This is a genomic window from Nonomuraea sp. NPDC048916, assembly GCF_040649575.1.
Taxonomy (GTDB): domain Bacteria; phylum Actinomycetota; class Actinomycetes; order Streptosporangiales; family Streptosporangiaceae; genus Nonomuraea.
Window position 1 is genome coordinate 1 of sequence record NZ_JBEZFS010000019.1, and the last position, 24,109, is coordinate 24,109.

Below are 24,109 nucleotides of genomic sequence, written 5' to 3' on the forward strand. Positions count from 1 at the left end.
GCCCGCCCGGCCGGTCGGGACCCGGGTCAGCCGTTCGCCGCGGCGAACGCGGCCGCTCCGCCGACGAGCGGCAGCGTGACCGTGCTCTTCGTGGTGTCGAGGTTCAGCGTCGCACCGGGGGTGGGGCGGATGGTGTAGTCGTAGTCACTCGACAGCAGGACGATGCCGATGCGGTGTCCCGCCGCGAACACGTAGTCGTGCGGCTGCATGTCGAAGTCGAGCCGGTATGGCGTGCCCGGCTTGACCGGCTCGGTCCGCGAGATCGACTTGCGGTTCTGCGGATCCGTCCAGCCACGGGTGATGATCTTCGCCTTGCCGTTCTGGTCGTAGTCGACGAGCAGTGCCGTGACGTTCGCGGCCGGCTGGCCGAAGGACATCCGCAGCGATACCAGCGGCGTGCCGCTGAGCTGGACCGGCCCGCTCAACGGCGCCGACTTGTAGGCCAGCCGGTTCGGAGACGTCGCGGCATCGGCGAGAGTCTGCGCGCGCTTCGTCGCGTCGTCGACGATCGTCTCGATCACCGGCTCGCCCTGGCGGGTGTTGTCGAGGGTGAGCTCTCCGGAGGCGCCGTCCGCGCCGGGCGCCAGGTTGAGCGCGGCGTCCGCGGTGGCCGGTTCGGGCCATTCGGCGTATTCCACCAGCGTCCTGTTCTCCCGCTGGACCAGCGCCCGCGGGTCGTTCTCCACACCGTTCTGGTAACCCCACAGGTAGCGGGTGAACCAGCGGTTGAGCACGTTGACGCTGGGGGAGCCGCCGTGCCCTCCCTGGTGCAGGTAGATCTTGTGCGGCACTCCGCGCGCCTTGAGCGCTTCGTACCACTGCACGGCGTGCTTGGTCTTGACGTTCCAGTCGTTGAGCCCGTGCGCGACCAGCACCGCGGCGCGGACCTGGTCGACGTCGTTCATGTAGTTACGCTCGTCCCAGAACGCGCTGTAGTCGCCGGTGACCCGGTCCTGAGTCTCCGCGAGCTCCTCGATCACGCCCCGGCAGGACTGCCTGTCCGCGCGGGTGTAGACGTACTCCGCCAGCACGTCGGCGTCCTCGCCCTGGTAGCCGCCCGGGGCGACCACGGCGCCGTTCGCGCGGTAGTAGTCGTACCAGCTCGAGATCGCCGAGATCGGCACGATGGCCTCGAGACCCTCGACACCGGTGCTCGCGACCGCGTTGGGCAGGGTGCCGTTGTACGACGTGCCGATCATGCCGACCTTGCCGGTCGTCCACGTCGCGTCGACTTCGCCGCCGGCGGCGTTGTAGGCCTTCGCGCGACCGTTCAGCCAGTCGACGACCGCTTTCGCGCCGATGGTCTCGTTGCGCCCGCCGGTGGTCGGACAGCCGTCGGACTTGCCGCTGCCCAGCGACTCGGCATGGACCACCGCGAAACCGCGGGGCAGCCAGTTCGCCTCGTGGCTGGTGCTGATGATGGGCTGCGGGCCGGTGCCCGCGGCCGCGTCGGCCCCGGCCTCGCCGGCGTCGGCGGCGATGGCGGCCAGCCGCTCGTCGGCCGCCGGGTCCTTCACCGAGCCACCGCGGTTCATCCAGCCCTTGCCCGGGCGGAGCGCCTCGTGGAGTTCGTGATCGACATTGTGGTTCGCGACCGGGTTGCCGCCGGCGTAGTAAGGGCTGGCCTCGTACACCACGGGCGACTTCAGACCGCTCGTCTCCGTCTCCCGGAGCCGGGTGACCTCGGCGTGCACCCGGTCGTTCCGTCCGTCGCCGTCGCTGTCGATCGAGGTCTCGACCCACACTTCCTCGCGGATCCAGTCATTGCGGTTCGAGGAGAAAACCGGCTGGGCCATGCCGTCCGTGAACACCGGTCCGACGGGGACATCGGCGGAAGCGCTGACGGGGGCCGAGGTCGCCGCGACTCCGGCTAAGGTCATTGTGGCGGCGAGACCCAGGGCCGCGGCGCCGCGGCGTGCTGATCCCGGACGGAAGAACGCGGTGGGTGCCATGAGGCTCGGCACCTGGCGGGGTAGCGACATCGACAAACCTTTCCGGACGATCAGTGCAGGACCGGAAAATTGGCCCAAGTGGCCTCAAGGTACTGGAAATGCCTCCAAAAATGGGATCTTCGCTACCAGATCGTTCTCGGACGGATGCCCTGTCTCGATCACGCCATCTCCCGCACGTTTCACGTGACTGGGGACTTCGACCGTGGCGGACGTGGCGCTGACCCGGCTACCTTCCCGGACGTCCGGCGCCGGGCCTCGTATCCCGCGAGGCGGGAGCGGTCGATCCGCGCACGACCAACTCGGTGGCGAGCTCGACGTGGTGCGAGTCGATCTGCTCGCCCGCCGCCAGGCGGAGCGCCGTGCGCAGGGCGACCCTGCCCATCTCGCGCAGGGGCTGGCGGACGGTGGTCAGAGGCGGCGAGGCCATCCGGGCGATCTGGGTGTCGTCGAAGCCCGCGACGCTGAGGTCCTCGGGGATGCGCAGCCCCCGCGCCCGGGCGGCCTCGATGACGCCGAGCGCGGTCTCGTCGCTGCCCGCGAAGATCGCCGTCGGGGCCTGGGGCAGGTCGAGCAGGGCCGCGCCACCCTCCACGCCGTCGTGGTAGCGGAAGTGCCCCGTCCGCACGTGGTCAGGGAGCACGGGCACCCCCTCGGCCTCCATGGCGGCGCGGTATCCGTGCAGGCGGGCCTGGTTGCAGGCCGCCGTCGCCGGACCGCCGATGTAGGCGATGCGCCGGTGGCCGAGGGAGAGCAGGTGCTGGGTCGCGGCCAGGCCGCCGGCGAAGTTGGTCGACCCGACGCTGGTCACGCGGGCGCGTGGCAGGTTGAGCGGATCGATCACGACCAGCGGCAGGTGGGCCCGGGACAGAGCGGCCAACTGGCCGGAGGTCAGCTCGCTGGTGACCGCGATCAGCGCCCGGCGCCCGGCGGCGACCAGGTCGCGGGCCCATGCCGCGGTGCGGTCGGCGCCTTTGCGGATGCTGACCACGACCCCCACCTCGACCTCGGCCCCGGCTTCCACCGCCCCCTGGATGATCTCGGTGGAGTAGGCGTTGAAGTCGGTGTCGAACTGCACCTCGACCGTGGCGAGCGCGCCGACCTCGGCGCGGCGCGGTGACGGCGCGACGTAGTCGTGCTGCTGCAGCAGCGACTGCACCAGGGAACGGGTCGCCGGCGCGACGTCGCTGCGGCCGTTGAGCACCTTGGAGACGGTCGCGACGGACACACCGGCCGACGCCGCGACGGTGGCCAGCGTGGCGCGTCTAGGACTTGCCCGCATCTCTTCCCTCCTGTCGCCCGGCGGCGGAGCCCGGCGGCGACCCCACCTCGACGGGCGTGACGAGCCGCCGGCCGTGGCCGACGACCCGCGACGGACCGGTCAGCGTGACGCCGCCGCGGCACGGCAGGTCGGTCGCGGACGTGCCGACGAGCACCTCGACCTCGCCCGGCTCGACGATCCGCCGCAGGTCGCGGCCGGTGAACGCGGTCCGGTCGGCGTGCACGCGGAAGCTCACCTCGGTGCTCGCGCCGGGCTCCAGCCGGATCCGCGCGAAGCCGGTCAGCTGTCTCACCGGCCGGGTGACCTGGGCGAGGACGTCACGCAGGTAGAGCTGGACGACCTCGTCGCCCGCCCTGCCGCCGGTGTTGCGGACGCGGACGGACACGGTGAACTCGCCGTCGGTGGGAACCTCGGCGTCGCTGATCCGCAGGTCGCCGACCTCGAAGGTGGTGTAGGAGGCGCCGTGGCCGAACGGGAACAGCGGGGTCGGGTCGAGGTTGCTGATGCCCCGGCTGTCGGCCCCCAGCGGTGGTTGCAGGTAGGTGCCGGGCTGTCCGCCCGGCCGGCGGGGGATTTGCACGGGCAGCTTGCCTCCGGGCTGGACACGACCGGAGAGTATACCGGCGATCGCCGCACCACCCTCCTCACCAGGCATGAACGCCTGTACGAGCGCCGCGGCCCCGGCGTGCGCCTCGCCCAGGGCGTACGGGCGGCCCGAGACGACGACCACGACGACGGGCGTCCCCGTGGCGGCCAGGCCGGCCAGCAGGTCGGACTGCACCCCTGGCAGCCGGAGGTCCTCGGCGTCGCAGCCCTCGCCCGAGGTCCCCTGCCCGAACAAGCCCGCGAGGTCGCCCACGACGGCGACGCACACGTCCGCCTCGCGGGCGGCGGCGACCGCGGCGGCCAAGCCCGAGCGGTCCTCGCCCCGCACGTCACAGCCCTGTTCGTGGACGATCTCGGCGCCGGGCAGTTCGGCCCGCAGGGCGTCGAGGACGCTGGGCGCGTCGATGCCGAGCCCGAGGCCGGGGTGGCCCGGCAGCACGTGGTTGGGGAAGGCGTAGCACCCCATGAAGGTGCGCGGGTCGGCCGCGCCGGGGCCGACGACGGCGACGCGGCGCGGCGCCGGGCGGCCCTCTCCGAGCAGGGGCAGTGCCGTGCCGGCGTCGAGCAGGACGACGGACCGCTCGGCCATCTCGCGGGCCAGCGCGCGGTTGGACGGCGAGTCGAGGTCCACGACGCCGGCCGCGGCGACCGAGCCCTCGGGAGTCCAGTCCCGGTCGAGCAGCCCGAGCTGGGCCTTCTGGGTGAGCAGGCGGCGCGCCGCCCGGTCCACCAGGGACTCCGGCAGCTCGCCCCGGCGTACCCGCTCGGCCAGGTGCGGGCCGAAACCGATGGTGTCGGGGAGCTCCACGTCGACGCCCGCGGTGAGCGCCTGGACGCCGGCGTCGTCGGTGTCGGCGGCGACCCCGTGCATCATCGCGAGGAACGGTACGGCCCAGTAGTCGGAGACGACGGTGCCGGTGAACCCCCACTCCTCGCGCAGCAGGCCGGTCAGCAGCCAGGAGTCGGCGGCGGCCGGGACGCCGTCCACGTCGGAGTAGGAGTTCATCACCGAGCGGGCCCCGCCCTCGACGATGGCCATCTCGAACGGCGGCAGGATCATGTCCATCAGCTCGCGGCGCCCCATCGGGACGGGACCGTGGTTGCGGGCCGCCCGCGAGGCGGAGTAGCCGGCGAAGTGCTTGAGGGTGGCGATGATCCCGGCGCTCTCCAGCCCCCGGACGTAGGCCGCGCCGAGCATCGCGACGAGGTACGGATCCTCGCCCATCGTCTCCTCGACCCTGCCCCAGCGGTAGTCGCGCACCACGTCCAGCACCGGGGACAGGCCCTGGTGCACGCCCACCGCGCGCATGTCGCGGCCGATGGCGGCGGCCATCCGCTCCACCAGGTCGGGGTCGAACGTCGCGCCCCAGGCGATGGCCGCGGGATAGACGGTCGCGCCGTACGTGGTGAATCCGGTGAGGCACTCCTCGTGGGCGAGCGCGGGAACGCCGAGCCGGGAACGCTCGACGACCGAACGCTGGAGCCGGACCAGCTCCGCGGCGCCTTCCGCCACGGTCACCGGCCCGCTGCCGAACACGCGGGTCAGGTGACCGAGCCCGTGACGGGTCGCCTCCTCGAAGGGGACCGTCCCGGCCGCCGCGAACGCGTCCTGCACCGGCGCCACGTTCACCGTCCCACCGGCACCGGCACCGGCATCGGGGTCGTCACCGGGGTCGGGGTCGTCACCGGAATCGGGAGCGGGATCGGGATCGGGCCGGCCGACGTGCCGCATGGCGTTGCCGGCCCATTGGCTGCCGAGCTGGGCGACCTTCTCCTCCAGGGTCATCTCCGCGAGGAGGGCGTCGACCCGGTCGGCCACGGGCAGGGTCGGGTCCTGCCAGGGGTGGAGGGCCCGGTCCGCTGCGGGAGTCCGATCTAGCGCCGTCATGTGTTGGTCTCCTTAGCAACCGGTTCCTGATGCATGTTTCGCAATGTTTCGACACTGTTGGACGACCTCGACCGAGAGCCTTCCTCTGTCCGAATGACCAGCTGAGTGCCCATGCGAGAGTACCCCACGGATCTCTGTCCCGCCGAGCGGGATCCCTGTCCCCGTAGGGGCTTGACACGCCTATGACCGAAATCTAGATTGACGTGCCGCGCGGTCATTTCGCAAATGTTTCGAGACCTGTCAGGTGGAGGGGAGGAGCGGCATCGGGGGGTGCTGATCCACGACCGCCGGCCACCGCATCCGATGATCAACGCGCCGCGGCCAACCCCCGGCATTCGAGTACGGAGATCAGCGTGGAGTCCAGGACAACATCCCGCCGTACGTTCCTCAGCCTCTCCATGGGACTGCCCCTGGGAGCCGCGCTCGCCGCCTGCGGCAGCTCGGGGCCGACCAGACCCGGCACCGGCGCGAGTGGCGGCGGGGGCGGCGGGGGCGCCACCTACTGGTACCTGTCGGTCCAGCCGCAGGAAGGCGTGCGCACCAGGACCGTGGAGCGGTTCAACCAGGCCAACCCCAACGGCAAGATCACGGGGACGACCTTCCAGAACGACGCCTTCAAGACGAAGATCAAGACGGCGATCGGGGCCGGGCAGGCGCCCACGCTCATCTGGGGCTGGGGCGGCGGCGGGCTGCGCAGCTACGTGCAGGCGGGCCAGGTCGAGGACCTCACCTCGTGGTTCGACCAGAACCCCGCCGTCAAGGACCGGCTGTTCCCCTCCTCCTTCGGCGCCGCCACCATCGACGGCAAGATCTACGCGATGCCCTGCGAGACGATGCAGCCGATCGTCCTCTACTACAACAAGCAGGTCTTCGAGAAGGCCGGCGCCCAGCCGCCCCAGACCTGGGGCGACATCATGGACCTGGTGCCCAAGTTCAACGACAAGGGCATCGCGCCGTTCTCGCTCGGCGGGCAGTCGCGCTGGACCAACATGATGTGGCTGGAGTTCCTCTTCGACCGCATGGGCGGACCCGAGGTGTTCCAGGCCGTGTTCGACGAGGAGAAGGACGCCTGGAGCAACCCGATCGCCATCGACGCCCTGGGCAAGGTGCAGGAGCTCGTCAAGGCCGGTGGGTTCATCAAGGGCTTCTCCTCGATCACCGCCGACTCCAACGCCGACCAGGCGCTGCTCTACACCGGCAAGGCCGCGATGATGCTGCACGGCGGCTGGACCTACGGCGGCATGAAGCAGGACGGGGGCGACTTCGTCTCCGGCGGCCACCTCGGCTACATGAACTTCCCGCCGGTCGACGGCGGCAAGGGCGACCCCGGCAACACCGTCGGCAACCCCGGCCAGTACCTGTCGATCTCCTCCAAGGCGACCCCCGAGCAGAAGGAGATCGCCAAGAAGTTCTTCGCCACCGAGCTGATGGGTGACCAGGCGGTGAAGGAGTGGGTCGAGACCGGCGCGGTGCCGATCGTCAAGGGCGCCGACAGCGCGTTCGCCGCCTCCAAGGACGCCGACTTCCTGAAGTTCGTCTACGGCATCGCCGTCAACGCCAAGACGTTCGCCCAGTCCTGGGACCAGGCGCTCAGCCCGACCGCCGCCGAGGTGCTGCTGGACAACATCTCCAAGCTGTTCCAGCTGTCGATCTCGCCGCAGGAGTTCGCCACGAACATGAACGCGGTCATCGGCAAGTGAGCACGGTCGCGACCTCCGCCACGGCCGCCCCGCGAGAGGGCCGTGGCGGCTCGCTCGCGTGGCTGGCCGTGCCGGCACTGGTGTTCTTCGCCGGGTTCGGTGTGATCCCGCTGGCCGGGGTCCTCGTGCTCAGCTTCACCTCCTGGGACGGCCTCGGCGACATCGGTTTCGCGGGGTTCGACAGCTGGCGCGCCGTGCTCTCCGACCCGGGGCTGCCGCACGCGCTGTGGGTGACGTTCCTGGTGATGGCCGCGTCCTGGGCCGTCCAGACGCCGGCGAGCATCCTGCTGGGCGTGTTCCTGGCCGGTGATCAGCGCTACCGCGCCGTCCTGTCGGTGCTGTACTTCATCCCGCTGCTGCTCAGCTCGGCGGCCATCGCGATCACGTACAAGGCGCTGCTCGACCCGAACTTCGGGCTGGGCGCGGGGCTGGGGATCCCGCTGCTCGTCCAGGACTGGCTCGGCGAGCCCGTGCTCGCCTTCGGCGTCGTGATCTTCGTGGTGTCCTGGCAGTTCATCCCGTTCCACTCGCTGATCTACCAGGGCGGCGTGCGGCAGATCCCCCGTTCCATGTACGAGGCCGCCGAGCTCGACGGCGCCGGGCGGATCCGCAAGTTCTTCAGCATCACCCTGCCGCAGCTGAAGTACACGATCATCACCTCCTCGACCCTCATGGTCGTCGGCTCGCTGACCTTCTTCGACCTGATCTTCGTGCTGACCGCCGGTGGCCCGGGGGACGCCACCCGGGTGCTCGCCCTGGACATGTACAAACGGGGCTTCCAGGCCAACCTCATGGGCCCGGCCAGCGTGATCGCCGTCATCCTCGTCCTCGTCGGCCTCGCCCTGGCGCTGCTGCTGCGCCGGCTCGGCGGCGGCAACGCCGCCGACAGCCGACTGGAAGGCGCCTGACATGGGGACGACCCTGACGACCCGGCCCGAGCCGACCGCCGCGCCGCGGCCCCGGCGCGCCCGCGGCCCGGCCACCGGTCACCGCAACTGGCTGGGCGGCGTGGCCGGATGGCTCTGGCTGGCGGTCGTGGTCGTGCCCATCTACTGGATCGTCGTCACCAGCTTCAAGTCGCAGAGCACCTACTACGCGACCAATCCGCTGGCGCCGCCCGGCGAGCCGACGCTGCGGAACTATCAGCTGGTCGTCGAGTCCGACTTCCCGCTGTACTTCCTCAACAGCCTCATCGTCACCGTCGGCGCGGTGGTGCCCGCCGTCATGATCTCCTTCATGGCGGCCTTCGCGATCGTGCGGGGCGGCTCCGGCCGGTTCCTGCGCTCGGTGAACGCCCTCTTCCTCATGGGCCTGGCCATCCCGCTCCAGGCCACGATCATCCCGGTCTACCTGATCATCATTCGGCTGCACCTTTACGACACCCTGCTGGCCCTGATCCTGCCGTCGATCGCCTTCGCGATCCCGCTGTCGGTGCTGGTTCTGGCGAACTTCATCCGCGACGTGCCCAAGGAGCTGTTCGAGTCGATGCGGATGGACGGCGCGAGCGAGTGGGTGACGCTCTGGCGTCTGGCGTTCCCGCTCACCCGGCCGGCCGTGGTGACGGTGTCGATCTACAACGGGCTGACGATCTGGAACGGGTTCCTGCTGCCGCTGATCCTCACGCAGAGCCCGGACAAACGGACCCTGCCGCTCGCGTTATGGACCTTCCAGGGGCAGTACAGCGTGAACGTGCCGGCCGTGCTGGCCTCGGTCGTTCTCACCACGCTGCCCATCCTGGTCCTCTACGTGGTGGGCCGCCGCCAGCTCGTCAGCGGCCTGACCGCGGGTTTCGGCAAGTGACGGCCCTCGGACACGAACCGGTCGCCTATGGAGTCTGGGTCACGCGCTGACGTGACCGTCATGGCACGTCGCCGAGACCCGTGCGCACCGAGTCTCCTCGGCCCTCGATGAGTGCCTGGAGGCCGTCGAGGATGCGCTCGAGGCCGAAGTCGAACGCTTGGTTCTGTCCGGCCGCGCTCATGGTGGCCTCGGCCACGGTGCGAGCCAGGGCCGGGAATCGGTCGGCGTGCTTTGTGAGCACGTCGCCGATCGCGGTCAGGAAGTGGTCCTCGGACCGGCTGGTGGCGCGTGCCTGGTGGGCTATGACGCGGACCTGGCCGGTGAGGACCGCGAAGATGTCGAGCCGTTCGGCGCCGGTCAGGCCGGTATCGACGAGGAGGGCGAGTGCGGCCTCCATCCAGCTCAGCTCGTTTGGCCCGACCGGGCGCGGCAGCATGACGGCTTCCAGTGTCCATGGGTGGCGCAGGTGGGCGGCGAGCAGGGCATGCGCCCAGGCGCGCAGCCCGGCTCGCCAGGTCATGTCCTGCAGGTCGGGGGGTTCGCCGAGGGCACGCTCGACGATGACGGCCACCAGTTCTTTCTTGCCGGGCAGATATCGGTAGAGCGCCATTTTGGTGAAGCCGAGCTCCGCGGAAACGCGCTGCATCGACACGGCAGTGAGCCCCTCGGCGTCGGCGATGCCGATCGCGGCGTCAGCGATGCGGTCGAGGGTCAGCATCGGCTTCGGGCCACGGCTGCCCTCCGCGCGGATGCCCCACAGCAGATCCGCCACGTCCCTTCGTTCCTTCCCGGCACTCACCGCGACCTTGCAGAACCGCAAAACTGTCTCTACAGTACACAATTAATATTGAGTCCGGTGCCCACAGTTTACGGCCCAGGAGGAAACCCATGGTCAATCCGCTCATTGCCACCCTGCAGCGTCCGGTTCTACGACGCCGCAACGCTCGGCGGCTGGTGATCGACTCCCCCGCGGGAGTCAACGAAGAGCGCTTCCTGACCATCAATGGATACGAGCAATGGGTGACGATGCGTGGCAGGGATCGTCAGAACCCGGTGCTGCTGATCCTGCACGGCGGCCCGGGATCTTCGTACATCCCCTTCAACCCCTGGCTCACCGAGTGGGAGAAGCACTTCACGATCGTGCAGTGGGACCAGCCGGGAGCGGGCAAGACGTTTCAGCGCAACGGTCGCACCGACCCTGTAGGGCTCTCCCTTTCCCGCCTCACGACCGACGGCATCGAGCTGACCGACCAACTGCGCGACCTGTTCGGGTGCCGGAAGGTGATCGTCCTCGGCAGTTCCGTGGGCAGCCTGATCGGCTCGCAGATGGTGCGGCGCCGCCCGGACCTGTTCGATGCCTACGTCGGCGTCAACCAGAACAGCCCGGGCTCCGATCCAGTGGGCTATCGGCTCGCTCGTCAGGCCGCGCAACAGCAGGACGACCGCAAGGGCCTGCGCCTGCTGGAGGAGATGGGCCCCGACCCGTCCCGCTGGACGATCGACCAGCACGAGGGCCTCATGAAACTCGCCATAAGGGTCACCAAGGGTGTGCCCAACATGGTCTACGACCTGATGCTCCCTGCCCTGATGTTCGCACCGTGCTACACGATGAGCGATATCAAGGACTACCAGCGCGCCATGACGTACACGCTCCGTCAGGTATTCGAGGAGTTGCGGGCCTTCGACCGGCGCGATCCGCACGACGAGTTCGCTATCCCGACCTTCTTCTTCATGGGCGAACGGGACATCATCACGCCGACCATTGCCGCTCGGGAGTACTTCGGGAACATTAGCGCCCCACGCAAGGAGTTCGTGGTCATCGAGGGAGCCGGTCATCTGGCAGAATTCGCCAACCCGAGACAACTTCTCCACGAGCTGCTCGTCCGCGTGCGCCCGCTCGCGACACCCCACACGCAAGCGCTCCAATGACGAAACCAGCTCGTAACCGGACGGCTTCGCGCTCCGTCCCCCGGCTGGGTCTTGCTGGTTTCGCCAAGTCGGCTTTCAATGATCTCCATACCGGTGATCCTTGGAGGAGCCGATGCGTGGCTTACGGGCGTCCGCAGTAGTCCTGACGATCGTTCTCGCGACCGCCCTGTCCTCAGGGCCGTCCATGCCGGCGGTCGCCGGGCCTACCGACCCGGAGCCGGCCTCGCTGGTCACGCTCTCCGTGCCGGACCTGGCCGCGATGGAGCGCCTGGTCGCCTCCGGCGCCGACCTCACCGAGCGGGTACGCCCGCAACCCGACGGCAGCATCCAGGTCGACGCGGTCGTCACGCCGAGCCAGCTGGCCGCCCTCCGGCCGCTCGGCGCGACCCTGGCGTCCGGCACGCCCTCACCGTCCGCGCGGACACAGGAGGGCGCCGCCACGAAGGACCAGCTCGTCGTCGAGCGGGCCGTCTGGTTCAAGTCCCGTGACGGCTACTTCCTGTCGGTCGAGGCGTCCAGCAACGCCGGCGCGTCGGCCGTTCTCAGCGTGACCTGGAAGGGCAGGCGCGGCTCCACCGGGCAGGCGCCGATGGTGCCGTACGTCGACGCGGGCGCGTACCTGGGCCACCAGCTCAGCACCCCCGTGCCCGCCACGGACCAGCCGCAGTGGGTCACCGTCACCTCGGCGGCAGGCGGCACGGCGCAGGCGCGGGTCGAGGAATGGCCCGACGGCGAGCGGCCCGAGCGGACGGGGCCCGGCTACCAGAAGGACTTCGTCAGCGCGTACATGCCGCCGGCGCAGCTCAACGAGCGGATCAAGTCGCTGCACCAGCGCTTCCCCCAGCTCACCGACATCATCACGCTGCCGAACCCGACCAACGGCTACCGGCGGCACGCCCAGGCCCTGATCGGCGCCCCGCCCGGCGCCGCCGTCGTGGTCACCTCGACCGCCTACGGCTCCGAGGGCGGCAACGACCTGGCCGTCGAGCTCGTCACGCCCGGAGCGCCCGACCGGCCGCTGGCAGTGACGGTGAACGGCAAGCAGATCACCGTCAGCCTGGCCACCGACGGCTCCGGCACGCCCACCAGCACCGCCGCCCAGGTGGCCGCGGCGATCAACGGTACGGCGGGCGCCGGCGTCAAGGCCTCGGCGTACCGGACGGACCCGGGAGCGGGCGTCATGGCCCCCGCGCCGCTCACCCAGCTGAGCGACTTCCTCCAGGCGCCGGCCGACGTCTCCCGCGAGCCCGCCCGGGTGCTGGCCCTGCGCATCGGCGTGCACCGCGACGGCTCGCGTCCCGGCGTGCTCGCCTACGCCCAGGAGCACGCCAGGGAGTGGGTGACGCCACTGGTCACCATCGAGGCGGCCGAGCGGCTGCTGCGCAACTACGCGCGCGACGCGGCGACGCGCAAGCTGCTGAAGAGCGCGGACGTCTTCATCGTGCCGACGGTCAACCCCGACGGCGCCAACTACAGCTTCTACGACTTCAACTCCCAGCGTAAGAACATGACCAACCACTGCCCGCCGCAGCAGTCCGATCCGGCGCTGCGCAACACCTGGGGCGTGGACGTCAACCGCAACTACGCCGTGGGCTCGCTGTCCGACGGCTACTTCGGCGCCTCGGCCAACTGCCAGAGCGGCACCTTCGCCGGGCCCGCCGAGAGCTCCGAGCCCGAGAGCCGCAACGTCATCTGGCTGGCCCAGACCTACCGCAACATCAAGTTCGCGCTGAACGTGCACAGCTACGGCGGCTACTTCATGTGGCCGCCCGGCGCCTACAAGCTCGACGGCCGCGTCACCCTGCCCCGGCCCACGGCCCAGCAGGAGGCGTACTTCCTGCGCTCGGCGCGCACCATCGAGGAGGCCATCGCCGCCGAGCGGGGCACCGTCACCTGGCCGCAGCAGACCGGGCCGGTGACCGACGTGCTCTACTCGGCGGCGGGCAACTCCGCGGACGAGCTCTGGTACGACTATGGCATCTTCGGGTGGGACTTCGAGGTGGGCAGCGACCTGTGGAACCCCGCCACCGGGAGATGGGAGGGCGTTGGCTTCCAGCCGCCGTTCAGCGAGGGGCACCAGGAGGCGATGGAGTTCGCCTCGGGCCTCATCTCGCTCATCGGGGTCGCCGCCGACTACCGGGAACGCCGATGAACGAAAACCGATGATTTGACCGAATTTATCCAGGGGATTGCCCGGTGAACGCTGCACAGAGCGGACAGCGGGAAGGTACTTCCCCGTGGACTCAGCCGATGGATTCGACGCCTTCCGGGCGCTGGCGGAGCGGCACGGACGTCCCGGAGCCCGGCTGATCGAGTCGCTGGCCGAAGCGGCGGCGGGCGCGAGCGGCGGTCCGGCGGAGTGGGCGCCCGGCGTGGCGGAGCGGCTGGGCCTGCCCGCGTCCGCCGGGCTCGGACCGGCCACCTTCTACGCCGATCTGGCGGCCGGACGGGCCCGCCGCCATGTGCGCGTCTGCACCGCCGCGGCCTGCTTCGCCGCCGGCGCGGGCGCCCACCTGCCCGAAGTCGAGAGAGTCCTCGGCGCCGGCGTGGACGGCGTCAGCCCGGACGGCCAGACCTCCCTGCAGGCCGTCCGCTGCCTCGGCTACTGCTACGCCGGTCCGGCCTGCCTGGACGGTGACACCTCCTGCACCGGCCCCACGCTCGCTGACCAGCTCGCCGGCCGCGTCCCGCCGCAGGCTCCACCGATACCGGCCGCCGACACCACGGGTGATCCCGTCGTGCTCGCCGGAATCGCCGGCGACGAGGTCCCGTGGCAGGTGTGGGCCGAGACGCTGGGCGCGCGCACACCTGACCAGGTCCGAGCCGAGATCGCGGCCTCCGGCCTGCGCGGGCGCGGGGGAGCGGGCTTCCCGGTCGCCGCCAAGTGGGCCGCCGCGGGCCGCTCGCCCGGCACCGTGGTGATCGCCAACGGGGACGAGGGCGACCCCGGCTCGTACGCCGACCGGCTGCTGATGGAGGGCGACCCGGGCCGCGTGCTGGAAGGGCTGGCGCTGGCCTGCTTCGCCTGCGGAGCCCGCCATGGGCTGGTCATGGTGCGCTCGGAATATCCGCAGGCGCTGGCCGCGATGCGAGACGCCCTCCGCCGGGCCTACGACGACGGGCACCTGGGCCGAACGGCCGGCGGCGGCGAGACCGACCTGGACATCCGCATCGTCGAGGGCGCCGGTTCCTACGTGGCGGGGGAGGAGACCGCGCTCATCGCCTCGCTGGAGGGGCAGCGCGGTTGCGCTCGGCCCCGCCCGCCGTACCCGACGCGGCACGGGCTGTGGCAGGCCCCGACCGTGGTCAACAACGTCGAGACGCTGGCCGCCGTCCCCTGGATCGTGCGGCACGGCGGGCACGCCTACGCCCGCCGGGGCACCCCTGCCGAGACCGGGACCAAACTGGTCAGCCTGTCGGAGCGGTTCGCCCGGCCGGGCTGCTACGAGGTCGAGCTGGGCACGCCGGTGCTGCGGATCGTCACCGAACTCGGCGGCGGTCTCAAGGCCGGGTCCGAGCTGGAAGTCGTGCAGATCGGCGGGCCGCTCGGCGGGTTCCTGGCCGCGGACCGGCTGGACACGCCGCTGACCGAGGCCGCGCTGGAGAGCCGCGGAGCCGCGCTCGGCCACGCCGGTCTCGTCGCCTTCGACCAGCGGGTGCGGCCCGAAGAGGTGCTGCGGCACGTGTGGCGGTTCGCCGCCGCCGAGAGCTGCGGAGCCTGCTCCCCGTGCAGGGTCGGCTCACGCCGCGGCCTGGAACTCGTGGGCGACACGCCACCCGGTGAGGAGTACGCGCGGCTGCTGCGGGTGATGGAGGAGGCGAGCATGTGCGCTTTTGGGCGCCGGGTGCCGCCGGCGGTGCGCAGCCTGGCCCGCGCCTACGGTGACCGGCTCGCGGGATGGGATCCGGGGTGGGATCGATGAGCGCTCCCATGGATGGAGGTCCCAGGGACGGCGGCTCGATGGACCGCGGCTCGATGGACGGTGGTCCCATGGGCGGAGGTCCCAGGGATGGTGGTCCCAGGGATGGTGGTCCCAGGGATGGTGGTCCCAGGGATGGTGGTCCCAGGGATGGTGGTCCCAGGGATGGTGGTCCCAGGGACGGTGGTTCCAGCGGTTCCGTGGACGGGAGTGGTGAGGTCCGGCAGGACGGGATCGGGCAGGGCGGGACCGGGCGGGACGAAATCGGGCGGGGCGGGATGACGGTCGAGGTCGATGGCGTCACCGTTGTGGTCGCCGAGGGCGCCACGCTGCTCGCCGCCGTGCGGGCGGCCGGCGTCGTGGTGCCCACGCTCTGCCACGACGACCGCTTCCCCGCCGCGGGCTCGTGCCGTACCTGCCTGGTGAGGGTGGACGGGAAGGTCGTGGCCGCGTGCGTGACCCCGGCCGTCGACCGCGCCCGGGTCGAAGCCGGCACGGCCGACCTGCGGGCGTCGCGCCGCGAGAGCCTCGAAGTGATCGTCTCCGCGCTGCCGGCCCGCGCCCTGGAGGGCGGCGCGGACGGGAGCGAGCTGGCCAGGGCCTGTCACGAGGCCGGCATCACGCCGGACGCCGCCCATGGAGCGGGCGGCCGAGGACGGGACGACAGCCATCCCTATGTCCACCTGGACCGCGACCTGTGCATCGCGTGCGGGCGCTGCGTGCGGATGTGCGCCGACGTGCAGGGAACCTTCGCCCTCACCCTGGCCGGCCGGGGCGCCGACACCGTGGTCGCGCCCGGCACGGGCGGAGCATGGGCCGACTCCGACTGCGTGGCGTGCGGCGGCTGCGTCGACTCCTGCCCCACCGGCGCCCTCACCGAACCCGGGCTGCCCGGCGGCGCCCGGCCGAAGTCACTCACGCGCACCCGCACGACCTGCGGATACTGTGGCGTCGGCTGCGCCCTGGACATCCTCACCGAGCCCGAGCCCGAGCCCGAGCCCGAGCCCGAGCCCGAGCCCGAGAAACACCAGAGGCCCGAGAAGGTCGTGGCCGTTCTGCCGGCCCATGACGGCCCGGTCAACCGGGGCCACGCCTGCGTCAAGGGCCGCTTCGCCCACGGCTTCGCCCGATCGCCCGAACGGCTCACCCGGCCGCTGCTGCGCCGCGACGGCCGCCTGGAGCCGGTGGGCTGGCGCGAAGCCCTCGACCACATCGCTCGCGGGTTGCGGGCGGCCGTCGCCGAGGGCGGACCGGAGTCGGTGGCGGCGATCTCCTCGGCGAGGGCCACGAACGAGGAGAACTACCTGATCCAGAAATTCATGCGCGTGGCGATCGGCGCCAACAACGTCGACAACTGCTCCCGGCTGTGCCATTCCCCCTCCGCCGCCGGGCTGACCGCTTCGTTCGGCCTGTCCGGAGGCACCGACTCCTTCGACGACGTCGAGCGGGCCGACTGCCTCCTGGTGGTGGGGGCGAACCCCGTCGAGGCCCATCCCGTGGTCGGCGCCCGCCTGCTCCAGCGCGTGCTCCGCGGGGCGCGGCTGGTCGTCGCCGACCCCCGGACGGTCGGGCTCGCCCACCACGCCGACGTGCACCTGCGGCCCCGGCCCGGCACGAACGTCGCCCTCTTCCACGGTCTGGCCCACGTGCTCCTCGACGAGGGGTTGATCGACGAGGAGTTCCTGCGCCACCGAGCCACAGGACTGCCCGAGCTCTCCGAGCTGGTCGCGGGCTACCCGCCGGAGCGGGTGGCGGCCATCACCGGGGTGCCCGCCGCGGATCTGGAGGCCGCCGCCCGGTTGTACGGGAGGGCGGAGCGTCCCGCGATCGTCTACGGCCTGGGCGTCACCGAGCACCTGCACGGCACCGATGGGGTGCGCGCGCTGGCCAACCTGGCGATCCTGCGGGGCGCGGTCGGCACGGACCGGGGCTTCGGCGTCAACCCGCTGCGCGGTCAGAACAACGTCCAGGGCGCCTCGGACATGGGCGCCCTGCCCGACCTGCTGCCCGGCTACCAGGAGGTGGACGACCCCGCCGCGAGAGCCCGGGTCGCCCGGGTCTGGGGCGCCGACCTCCCGTCCCGGCCGGGGCTGCGCATCCCGGAGATGTTCGCCGAAGCGCGCGCGGGCAGGCTGCGCGCACTGTTGATCATGGGTGAGGATGTGTGCGCCACCGACCCCGACTCGAACCGGGTCGCCGAGGCGCTCGAGGCCTGCCCACTGGTCGTCTGCCACGAGCTGTTCCTGTCCGAGACCGCCCACCGCGCCGACGTCGTCCTGCCGGCCGCGTCGTGGCTGGAGAAGGAGGGCACCTTCGTCAACTTCGACCGCCGCTTCCAGCGGGTGCGCCCCGCCCTCGCCCCGCCGGGACAGGCCCGGAGCGACTTCGCGATCGTCCACGCCCTCGCCTCGGCCCTCGGCGTGGACCTCGGCTGCCCGACACCCGCCGCGGCCCTGGCCGAGTGCGCGAGCCTGGCCCCGCTCTTCGCCGGGCTCTCCCAGGAACGGCTGGACCGGGAGGGCGCCGTTCACTGGCCGGTGCCGGCCGACGCCCCGGCTGGAACGCCCAGGCTCTACCAGGATCGGTTCGCCACCCCGGACGGGCGGGCCCACCTGGCCGCCCACCCCTACCTGCCACCCGGCGAGGAACCGGACGAGCGCTATCCGCTGATCCTCATCACCGGGCGGCGCTGGGCGCACTACAACTCCGGCGGCATGACCCGGCGCACCGGCAACGTCCGGCTCGACGCCACCGACCGGCTCGACCTCCACCCCGCGGACGCCACCCGGTACGGCGTGCGCGACGGAGACCCCGTCACCCTGGAGAGCCGTCACGGCCGGGCCCGGCTGACCGCGCACACCACCCCCGAGGTCGTACGAGGGCAGGTGTTCTGCGCCTTTCACTTCCCCGCGAACGGGGTCAACACCCTGACCTCCGACCGGGCCGACACCGTCACCTCCTGCCCCGAGTACAAGGTCACCGCCGTCCGCCTGCTTCCCGGCCGTGAGGCGCTCGGGAGAACCGAAGGAGGCGACGGTTGACCGCGGGCCTCCCGGGGGCGGGAGGATGGTGGAAAGGGCTGCTACAGCCAGGTGTGAGAGGAGCAGGCGGTGGCCGAGAGCCGAGACGACGTCCTCAGGCGTCTGGTGCGCGAGAGCGTGCTGACCGCCGAGCAGGCGATCGCCGTCGGCCGGGCGCTCGACGAGGCGGAGCCGCGCCCGGCCGGGGTGCGGTGGGTGGAGGTGGCCGGATACGTCGGAGGCGGCCTGGTGCTCATGGGCGCGCTCTCGCTGGTGGGCCTGTCCTGGGCGGAGCTGACCCGGTCCGCCCGGATCGTGATCCTGCTGGCCGTCACGGCCGGGCTGCTCGCCGCGGGGGTGGCGCTCAGCGGCGTGCGGCTGCCCTGGCGCCCGCCCGCGCGGGTCGGGCCCGCGCAGGCCCGCTCGGCCGCGGTGTCGCTGGCCCTGGCCTCCGGTACGGGCGCGCTGGCGGCCGATGTGCTGGCCACCGGCGACCGGGGCACGATCGCGGCCACGACCGGGCTGGTGGTGGCCGCGGCGGGATACGCGGTGCTTCCCGCCGTGCCGGGAGCGCTGGCCTGCGCCGCCTTCGCCGCCCTGGCGGCCGGCTCGCTGGCCGGCGAGATCAGCGGCTCCGCGCTGGCCGTGGGCCTGTCCGTCATCGGCGCGGGCGTCGTCTGGACCGCCCTGGTGCTGGCCGGGGTGATCCGGCAGCGGCGGCTGGGGCTGGGGCTCGGCGCCGCCATGGCCCTGCTCGGCGGCCAGTGGGCGCTCGGTCAGGAGCACACGGCGGCGTGGGGATATGGGCTGACGTTCGCGGTCGCCGTGGCCTGCCTGCTGTTGTACCGGTGGGAGCGGGCCTGGGTGCTGCTCGTGGCGAGCGTGACTGGGCTCACCCTGGCCATCCCGGAGGCCGTCTGGGACTGGACCGGTGGCGCGGTCGGCGGCTCGGTCATCCTGATCATCGCGGGCGCCGTCCTGGTGACCACCTCGGCGGTCGGCATCAGGCTGCGGCGCGGCCGTGCGGGCGGCGACAGGGAACACTGACCCGCGTCGGAGCCGACCGCGAGTCCCGGGCCGAGGTCCGGGCCGCGCATGCCCAGTGGACGAGGATGGCCCACTCCGTGAGGGGTCCTAAGGAGGGGGGCGCAGCGCTGGCCTTCGCGGACCTGGTCGCCTGGTGATCAGGGCCAGGTCGCTGCCCGCCACCACGAGCAGGGCCACCCGGTCGCCGGGCCTGAGGGTGGCACGGCGCCGCCACAGGCGCGTCGAGCGCACACCGCGCAGCCGGGTGCCGTCGGGCACCGCAGCCCGTAGCCGTCCTCGCTGACGACCTCGTCCACCACGCCGAGGGCGGGGCGCGCGTGCGGTGCCGCCCGGACCACGTCCATCACAGCCGATCCCCGATCCTGGTCAGCACGTCGAAGTCAGGCACGTGGTCGTACGGGATGGCCCAGACCCGCTCGCCGTACTCCCGCACCATGAGCGCGCCCAGGGCGGTCGGATGCCACTCGGGCGTCGGGTGCTCGTGGGCGGACCAGCCGCTGGTGTAGAGCGGACCGCACGGGTTGCCTTCGAGCGGGCAGTGCACGAGCGCGGGCAACCCGCCGCCGTACAGGAGACGTACGCCGGTCTCGGTGACGAGGTTGCGGCCGAGGTCCAGAGAGCGCAAGCCGCGCAGCCCCGCCGAGGTGAGCTGGGCGACGTGCCCGTCGTCCAGCTCCTGCCCGGACAGGTCGAGCGCGAGCAGCCGGGACAGGTGGCCGGACGCCAGCAGCTCGGGCAGCAGCGGCGCCACCCCCGTCAGCCGGACGTAGAGGATGGGCGCGGCGGCGTACAGCTCGGTCGCGTGACGCAGCAGCGCGGGCGCCCCGATCGAGACCCACTCCACGAACCCCCGGCGGAAGGCCACCTGGCCGGCGCCGAGCCGCCGGACCTCGGCCGACCAGGCCGGGTGCCGCTCGATCAGCGACGTGGCCGCGGGCGGCTCGAAGCGTTGGTACGGCCAGTCCCTCCGCAGCTTCTCGCGCTCCTCGACCTGTTCGCGCACCAGGATCGCCCGCTGCTCGCCGCGCTGTCCGGCCAGCGCAGCCCAGCGCAGCCGCGCCTCGGTGTCGTCGGGCCGCGCCAGCAGCTCCGCCAGCGCGGCGCGCTCGGCGGCGCCGGGCGGCCGAGCCGCTTCGGTCGCCATCGGCAGGGTGTAGGCGGTGACGAGCCGGCCGATCGCCCGCGCAAGGGAATCGCACCAGCGCTTGGCCGGTCGCCACAGGTGCTGGCTGGTCGCGCCGTCGAAGGCGGGCAGCGGCTCGTGCGCCAGCCGCGCCAGCGCCTTGATCTCCCGTACGACCTCCGGCGCGAACCGGCTCGTGCACGGCAGGCGGCGCAGCACCCTGGCCGCCGAGGTCAGCCTGGTCCGGGCCTCCTCCAGGTCGGCCAGCGCGCGCCGCATCGACCTGGAGAGCCCGGCCGCGTGCGGGTGGTCACCGAGCAGCGTGGCGATGCGGCCGTAGTGGTCGGCGGCCCGACCGCAGGCGTAGAGGTCTCCGGCGGCCCGTGAGAGCGCCAGGACGGCCGCCGCATAGGTGCGTTCGCCGGTCGCCGGAGCGATCTCGGTGAGCCCCCTGCGGGCGCGACCGGTGGCGTCGCGGTCCTCTTCGAGCACGCGGTCGCTGATCCGATGGGCCACGGTCAGGCGGCTGTCACCGTGGGGGAGCCCGTCGCGCACCCGCCTGATGGCGTCGTCGGCGGCGACCTGACCGGACAGCGCGCCGTGACGCATGGCCTGGACGGGGTTCACGGCAGGAGTTCGAAGAGCGGGCGCACCTCGGCGGGAAGGGTGGCGTCGTGGAAGACGTGGGTGACGCGCCCTCCATCGTGCTCTCCGTCGTGCTCCACGATCAGCCAGAAGAGTGTGCTGTCGGGCGGCGGACCGGGCGGCCGGGTGGCGGGCAGCGCCGCGACCACTCTCTCCAGCTCCGGGAACGCCGAGGAGTCCAGGACGACCTCCACATCCTCGTCACCCATCGACCACGTACGTCGTAGTCGCACCCTTAACATCGCGGAAGCCTCCTCAGGCGTTTCCAGCCGGTCCAGCCGGTCCAGCCGGTCCAGCCGGTCCATCCGGGCGGTCCGGGCGGTCCAGGATGGACGTCAGCAGCTTCAGCACCAGCGGGGCGGGCCACTCGTCCATCCGTCGTTCCATCTCCTCGCGCGACCGCAGCAGCTCGGGCCGCGCGCCCGCCACGCCGGGCCAGCGCTGGATCGCCCCGAGCAGCGTCCACGTGTCGTTGACCGGGGCGGGCCACTCGTCCATCCGTCGTTCCATCTCCTCGCGCGACCGCAGCAGCTCGGGCCGCGCGCCCGCCACGCCGGGCCAGCGCTGGATCGCCCCGAGCAGCGTCCACGTGTCGTTGACCGGGGCGGGCACGGCCAGCCGGGACAGCGCGTCGGGCAGCAACGAGCCGGCGAACGGCGCTGCGGCGCTCAGCATCTCCTGCTCCTCGTGGGTCAGCGGGGCCGGATCGGCCAGCCGGAGCCGCAACGGTGGCACGCACCTGCCGTCACCCTGCCGTACCAGCACGTCGACCGCCAGTGCCGCCGTCTCGCTGTCGTCCAGGGAGCGGGCCACCCGGTCGAGGTGGGCCGCGAGCAGCGGGTCGCCGGGCTCGCCGAGCCAGGTGCCGATGTCGCGCAGCGCACCCCGCCGTACGGCGGAGGCGGGATGGGCGAGCAGCTCGCGCACGAGCGGGCCGAGCGGTGCGGCCTGGGCCGGGTGGTGCCGGGCCAGCATGGCGGCCTCGCCACAGATGATCGTCGACCACTCGGCCGGGCAGTCGCCGGTGGCCAGCATGCGCGTCATGCGGGCCAGCCACCGGGCCCATGCGTGGGGGAAGGAGCGCAGGCGGCCGCTGAGCGCGCTGACGGTGGAATCCCAGTCCGGCTCCATCCACGGCAGCTCCTCCAGGCGCGGCTCCACCTCCTCGTGCACGACGAGGGTCAGCGCCTCGACGACCTCGTCGCCGAGCCCTTCGCCGGCCGCCGGGTCCTCGGCCACAAAGGACAGATCGGCGGGCCGCATCAGCAGCGCGTACGCCGCGCCGAAGCGCTCCACCGGCGGCCCGTCGCCCGCCACCAGGGTGCGCAGGAACTCCCGCTCCTCCTCGAACTGGGCGAGCGCGACCAGCGACGCGATTCTGGTGGCCGCGTCCGGCTCGCGCTCCAGGTGGTCGCGCAGCGCCGGCGGCAGCACGGGGTCGTCGACGTAGGACAGGACGAACGCGACGATCCGCCTGATCGCCGGGCTCGGGTGGTCGAGCCGGGCCAGCAGCGCCGGCTGCCCGGCCGCCGCGGCCGTCCTCACCCGGTCGGGCCACTCCGTCGACTCGTGTCTCGGCACGTCGCGAGGGATGTGCCGCAGCCCGAGCTCCTCGGTGAGCAGGTCGATCGAGGTCGAACTCACGGCCCCCGGTTCGTCCACCATCTCGCCGAACTCCACGAGCACCCAGTGCCACCCGAAATGCTGGTTCATCCGGCACATGGTCCCGCATGGCCGACAGGCCTGTCATCGGCTGAAAAATCTTGACAATTTCTCCCAAGGTGATCCGGGCATTTGTGACGGTTGACGCATTCAGCCGCCCGACGGACCATCCATGAGGTATTTGGACATCGTGACCCTCACCGACATGGTCCACGCCACCCTCACCCGCCGCCCCTTCGACGGCGCGCCCCGAGGAGGCGAAAGCCGCCGGAACCCCTCACCGTGACGTCGCCCGCGCGCCTGGTCGTGAGCCCCGCCACGACCGGGTCAGGCCACCGGCGGCCGGTGCCACATCGTGAGCCGCGTCAGCGGGAGATGGCCCAATCGCCTCGTGGAGCGGCCGGCGGCCCTCGTCGCTGGAGATGAGCGTGGCCGGCTCGGAGGGGGCGATGCGGCACGGGAGACCGGCCCGGCCGGGTGCGGGAGACGTTCAGACGGTGACGAACTCCGCGATGACCACGGTGGCGTCGTCCTTCGGCTCCACGGCGGCCATCTCGTCGTACAGCCTGTCCAGGCAGGCGGCGGGGGACGAGCCGACGGTGAAGAGCTCCGTCATGCGCGGGACGCCGACGGCCTGGATCACGCCGTCCGTGACGACGACGACGCGGTCACCCGGACGCAGGGACACAGTGCCGACCTCGGGCTCCGGAGCGGACGCCGAGCCGATCCCGCGCGGCGGCGGGCCCCCGTCGAAGGAGTGCGACGTGGTGAGCGGCTGAGGCGTCTCGCCTTTCGCGCAGTGCCAGATCGCGCCGTTGCCGAGGTGGACGAAACACAGGCGCGGGCTCTCACCCGGATCGAGCATGATCAGGTCCAGGGTGCTGACCAGGCCGGACATGACGGGGTCGCGCCCGGCGGCGGCGCGGACGGCCCGGTGCGCCGCCTGGGCGCAGCCTTCCAGGTCCTCCTCCAAGGGCCCCGTGTGCTGCGGCCCGGCGGCGACCACGGCGCTCAGGGCCAGGGCGGCGGCCGTCTGGCCGAGCCCGGGGGCGCCCGCGCCGTCGGCGACCGCGATCAGCCGTTCCTGGACGACGTAGGCGTCGGAGGGGTGGCCGTGCGAGCCCTCGTACGTGCCGCCCGCCGCCACGAGCCGCGGCCGCGGCACCGGCAGGCCGGGCGGCCAGGCGGCGCGACGGCCGCGAACCGCCATCACGGGCAGGCAGGCGATCAGGATCGTGATCACGACGAAGGTCATACGCTCCCCTTCCGACGAGGTCATCGCGACGCACCCAGTACGCGACGCACCCAGTAGACGCCCGCGCGGGGTGAGGCGTCTGACGGCCGATCAGCCGTCATGCCCCCGGCCACCGGGCGGTCCAGGGTGCGGAAAGGGCGGTCCACACCGCAGCAGAGCCGGCCCGAGGAACAGCCATGCCACCCATGACCCCATCAGCCGCCACACCACCAGAAACCCCTTTACAGACCCTTCTCCTCTATGTCCGGTGCGTTAGGGTGAGACCCGTCTTGTGCTCTCATCG

At 72.1% G+C, this 24,109-nt stretch carries 17 protein-coding genes; 8 read left to right on the top strand and 9 right to left on the bottom strand.

Annotated elements, in window-relative coordinates; translation table 11 throughout:
• Positions 1–26: 26 nt before the first annotated feature.
• The 3 genes from AB0C16_RS21605 to AB0C16_RS21615 all read right to left on the bottom strand — a co-directional run bounded on the left by AB0C16_RS21605 (position 27) and on the right by AB0C16_RS21615 (position 5,725).
• Positions 27–1,982 (bottom strand): Xaa-Pro dipeptidyl-peptidase, encoded by a 1,956-nt coding sequence (locus AB0C16_RS21605; RefSeq protein ID WP_357685512.1) that lies wholly within the window; start codon positions 1,980–1,982, stop codon positions 27–29.
• A gap of 196 nt (positions 1,983–2,178) precedes the next feature.
• A complete protein-coding gene (locus AB0C16_RS21610; protein WP_357685513.1) occupies positions 2,179–3,231 on the bottom strand; it encodes a substrate-binding domain-containing protein in 1,053 nt (350 codons plus the stop codon).
• The gene (locus AB0C16_RS21615; RefSeq protein WP_357685515.1) at positions 3,215–5,725 is read right to left on the bottom strand and encodes a glycoside hydrolase family 3 N-terminal domain-containing protein; all 2,511 of its coding nucleotides are present in this window, start codon (positions 5,723–5,725) and stop codon (positions 3,215–3,217) included. Before AB0C16_RS21615 ends, AB0C16_RS21610 begins: the two co-directional genes overlap by 17 nt.
• 353 nt (positions 5,726–6,078) lie before the next feature.
• On the opposite strand from AB0C16_RS21615, the gene AB0C16_RS21620 reads away from it, so the two are divergent.
• The 3 genes from AB0C16_RS21620 to AB0C16_RS21630 are packed head-to-tail and all read left to right on the top strand — an operon-like array spanning position 6,079 to position 9,225.
• Positions 6,079–7,425 (top strand): extracellular solute-binding protein, encoded by a 1,347-nt coding sequence (locus tag AB0C16_RS21620; protein ID WP_357685517.1) that lies wholly within the window; start codon positions 6,079–6,081, stop codon positions 7,423–7,425.
• Positions 7,422–8,333 (top strand): sugar ABC transporter permease, encoded by a 912-nt coding sequence (locus AB0C16_RS21625; RefSeq protein ID WP_357685519.1) that lies wholly within the window; start codon positions 7,422–7,424, stop codon positions 8,331–8,333. Before AB0C16_RS21620 ends, AB0C16_RS21625 begins: the two co-directional genes overlap by 4 nt.
• 1 nt (position 8,334) lies before the next feature.
• Positions 8,335–9,225 carry a carbohydrate ABC transporter permease gene (locus tag AB0C16_RS21630; protein ID WP_357685521.1) on the top strand — a complete coding sequence of 297 codons (891 nt, stop codon included), beginning with the start codon at positions 8,335–8,337 and terminating at the stop codon, positions 9,223–9,225.
• Positions 9,226–9,283: 58 nt separating this feature from the next.
• On the opposite strand, the gene AB0C16_RS21635 is transcribed toward AB0C16_RS21630, so the two are convergent.
• The gene (locus AB0C16_RS21635) at positions 9,284–9,997 is read right to left on the bottom strand and encodes a TetR/AcrR family transcriptional regulator C-terminal domain-containing protein (protein ID WP_357685523.1); all 714 of its coding nucleotides are present in this window, start codon (positions 9,995–9,997) and stop codon (positions 9,284–9,286) included.
• A 116-nt stretch (positions 9,998–10,113) separates the two neighbouring features.
• On the opposite strand from AB0C16_RS21635, the gene AB0C16_RS21640 reads away from it, so the two are divergent.
• The 5 genes from AB0C16_RS21640 to AB0C16_RS21660 all read left to right on the top strand — a co-directional run bounded on the left by AB0C16_RS21640 (position 10,114) and on the right by AB0C16_RS21660 (position 19,141).
• Entirely contained in the window at positions 10,114–11,154 is a 1,041-nt protein-coding gene (locus AB0C16_RS21640; protein WP_357685525.1) for an alpha/beta hydrolase, read from the top strand.
• Between the two features lie 112 nt (positions 11,155–11,266).
• Positions 11,267–13,306, top strand: coding sequence for a M14 family zinc carboxypeptidase (locus tag AB0C16_RS21645; protein ID WP_357685527.1), 2,040 nt, complete (start codon positions 11,267–11,269; stop codon positions 13,304–13,306).
• A gap of 85 nt (positions 13,307–13,391) precedes the next feature.
• Positions 13,392–15,077 (top strand): NAD(P)H-dependent oxidoreductase subunit E, encoded by a 1,686-nt coding sequence (locus tag AB0C16_RS21650; RefSeq protein ID WP_357685529.1) that lies wholly within the window; start codon positions 13,392–13,394, stop codon positions 15,075–15,077.
• A 197-nt stretch (positions 15,078–15,274) separates the two neighbouring features.
• Entirely contained in the window at positions 15,275–18,115 is a 2,841-nt protein-coding gene (gene fdhF, locus AB0C16_RS21655) for a formate dehydrogenase subunit alpha (protein WP_357685531.1), read from the top strand.
• Positions 18,116–18,184: 69 nt separating this feature from the next.
• Positions 18,185–19,141 carry a DUF2157 domain-containing protein gene (locus AB0C16_RS21660; protein ID WP_357685533.1) on the top strand — a complete coding sequence of 319 codons (957 nt, stop codon included), beginning with the start codon at positions 18,185–18,187 and terminating at the stop codon, positions 19,139–19,141.
• A gap of 87 nt (positions 19,142–19,228) precedes the next feature.
• On the opposite strand, the gene AB0C16_RS21665 is transcribed toward AB0C16_RS21660, so the two are convergent.
• The 5 genes from AB0C16_RS21665 to AB0C16_RS21685 all read right to left on the bottom strand — a co-directional run bounded on the left by AB0C16_RS21665 (position 19,229) and on the right by AB0C16_RS21685 (position 23,826).
• Positions 19,229–19,399: a hypothetical protein gene (locus AB0C16_RS21665; RefSeq protein WP_357685536.1), complete on the bottom strand. Its 171-nt coding sequence runs from the start codon at positions 19,397–19,399 to the stop codon at positions 19,229–19,231.
• Between the two features lie 85 nt (positions 19,400–19,484).
• Positions 19,485–20,891 carry a hypothetical protein gene (locus AB0C16_RS21670; RefSeq protein WP_357685538.1) on the bottom strand — a complete coding sequence of 469 codons (1,407 nt, stop codon included), beginning with the start codon at positions 20,889–20,891 and terminating at the stop codon, positions 19,485–19,487.
• Positions 20,888–21,151, bottom strand: coding sequence for a hypothetical protein (locus AB0C16_RS21675; RefSeq protein ID WP_357685540.1), 264 nt, complete (start codon positions 21,149–21,151; stop codon positions 20,888–20,890). Before AB0C16_RS21675 ends, AB0C16_RS21670 begins: the two co-directional genes overlap by 4 nt.
• A 13-nt stretch (positions 21,152–21,164) precedes the next feature.
• Positions 21,165–22,622 (bottom strand): HEAT repeat domain-containing protein, encoded by a 1,458-nt coding sequence (locus AB0C16_RS21680; protein WP_357685542.1) that lies wholly within the window; start codon positions 22,620–22,622, stop codon positions 21,165–21,167.
• 439 nt (positions 22,623–23,061) lie between these two features.
• Complete coding sequence (locus AB0C16_RS21685; protein WP_357685545.1) at positions 23,062–23,826, bottom strand: protein phosphatase 2C domain-containing protein; 765 nt, start codon at positions 23,824–23,826, stop codon at positions 23,062–23,064.
• Positions 23,827–24,109 lie beyond the last annotated feature (283 nt).

What these genes read in the sequence shown, in the direction of transcription:
- AB0C16_RS21685 (WP_357685545.1), bottom strand. Translation starts at nt 23,826, where the DNA reads ATGACCTTCGTCGTGATCACGATCCTGATCGCCTGCCTGCCCGTGATG.
- AB0C16_RS21630 (WP_357685521.1), top strand. Translation starts at nt 8,335, where the DNA reads ATGGGGACGACCCTGACGACCCGGCCCGAGCCGACCGCCGCGCCGCGG.
- AB0C16_RS21610 (WP_357685513.1), bottom strand. Translation starts at nt 3,231, where the DNA reads ATGCGGGCAAGTCCTAGACGCGCCACGCTGGCCACCGTCGCGGCGTCG.
- AB0C16_RS21645 (WP_357685527.1), top strand. Translation starts at nt 11,267, where the DNA reads ATGCGTGGCTTACGGGCGTCCGCAGTAGTCCTGACGATCGTTCTCGCG.
- AB0C16_RS21615 (WP_357685515.1), bottom strand. Translation starts at nt 5,725, where the DNA reads ATGACGGCGCTAGATCGGACTCCCGCAGCGGACCGGGCCCTCCACCCC.
- AB0C16_RS21680 (WP_357685542.1), bottom strand. Translation starts at nt 22,622, where the DNA reads ATGAACCAGCATTTCGGGTGGCACTGGGTGCTCGTGGAGTTCGGCGAG.
- AB0C16_RS21675 (WP_357685540.1), bottom strand. Translation starts at nt 21,151, where the DNA reads ATGTTAAGGGTGCGACTACGACGTACGTGGTCGATGGGTGACGAGGAT.
- AB0C16_RS21605 (WP_357685512.1), bottom strand. Translation starts at nt 1,982, where the DNA reads ATGTCGCTACCCCGCCAGGTGCCGAGCCTCATGGCACCCACCGCGTTC.
- AB0C16_RS21640 (WP_357685525.1), top strand. Translation starts at nt 10,114, where the DNA reads ATGGTCAATCCGCTCATTGCCACCCTGCAGCGTCCGGTTCTACGACGC.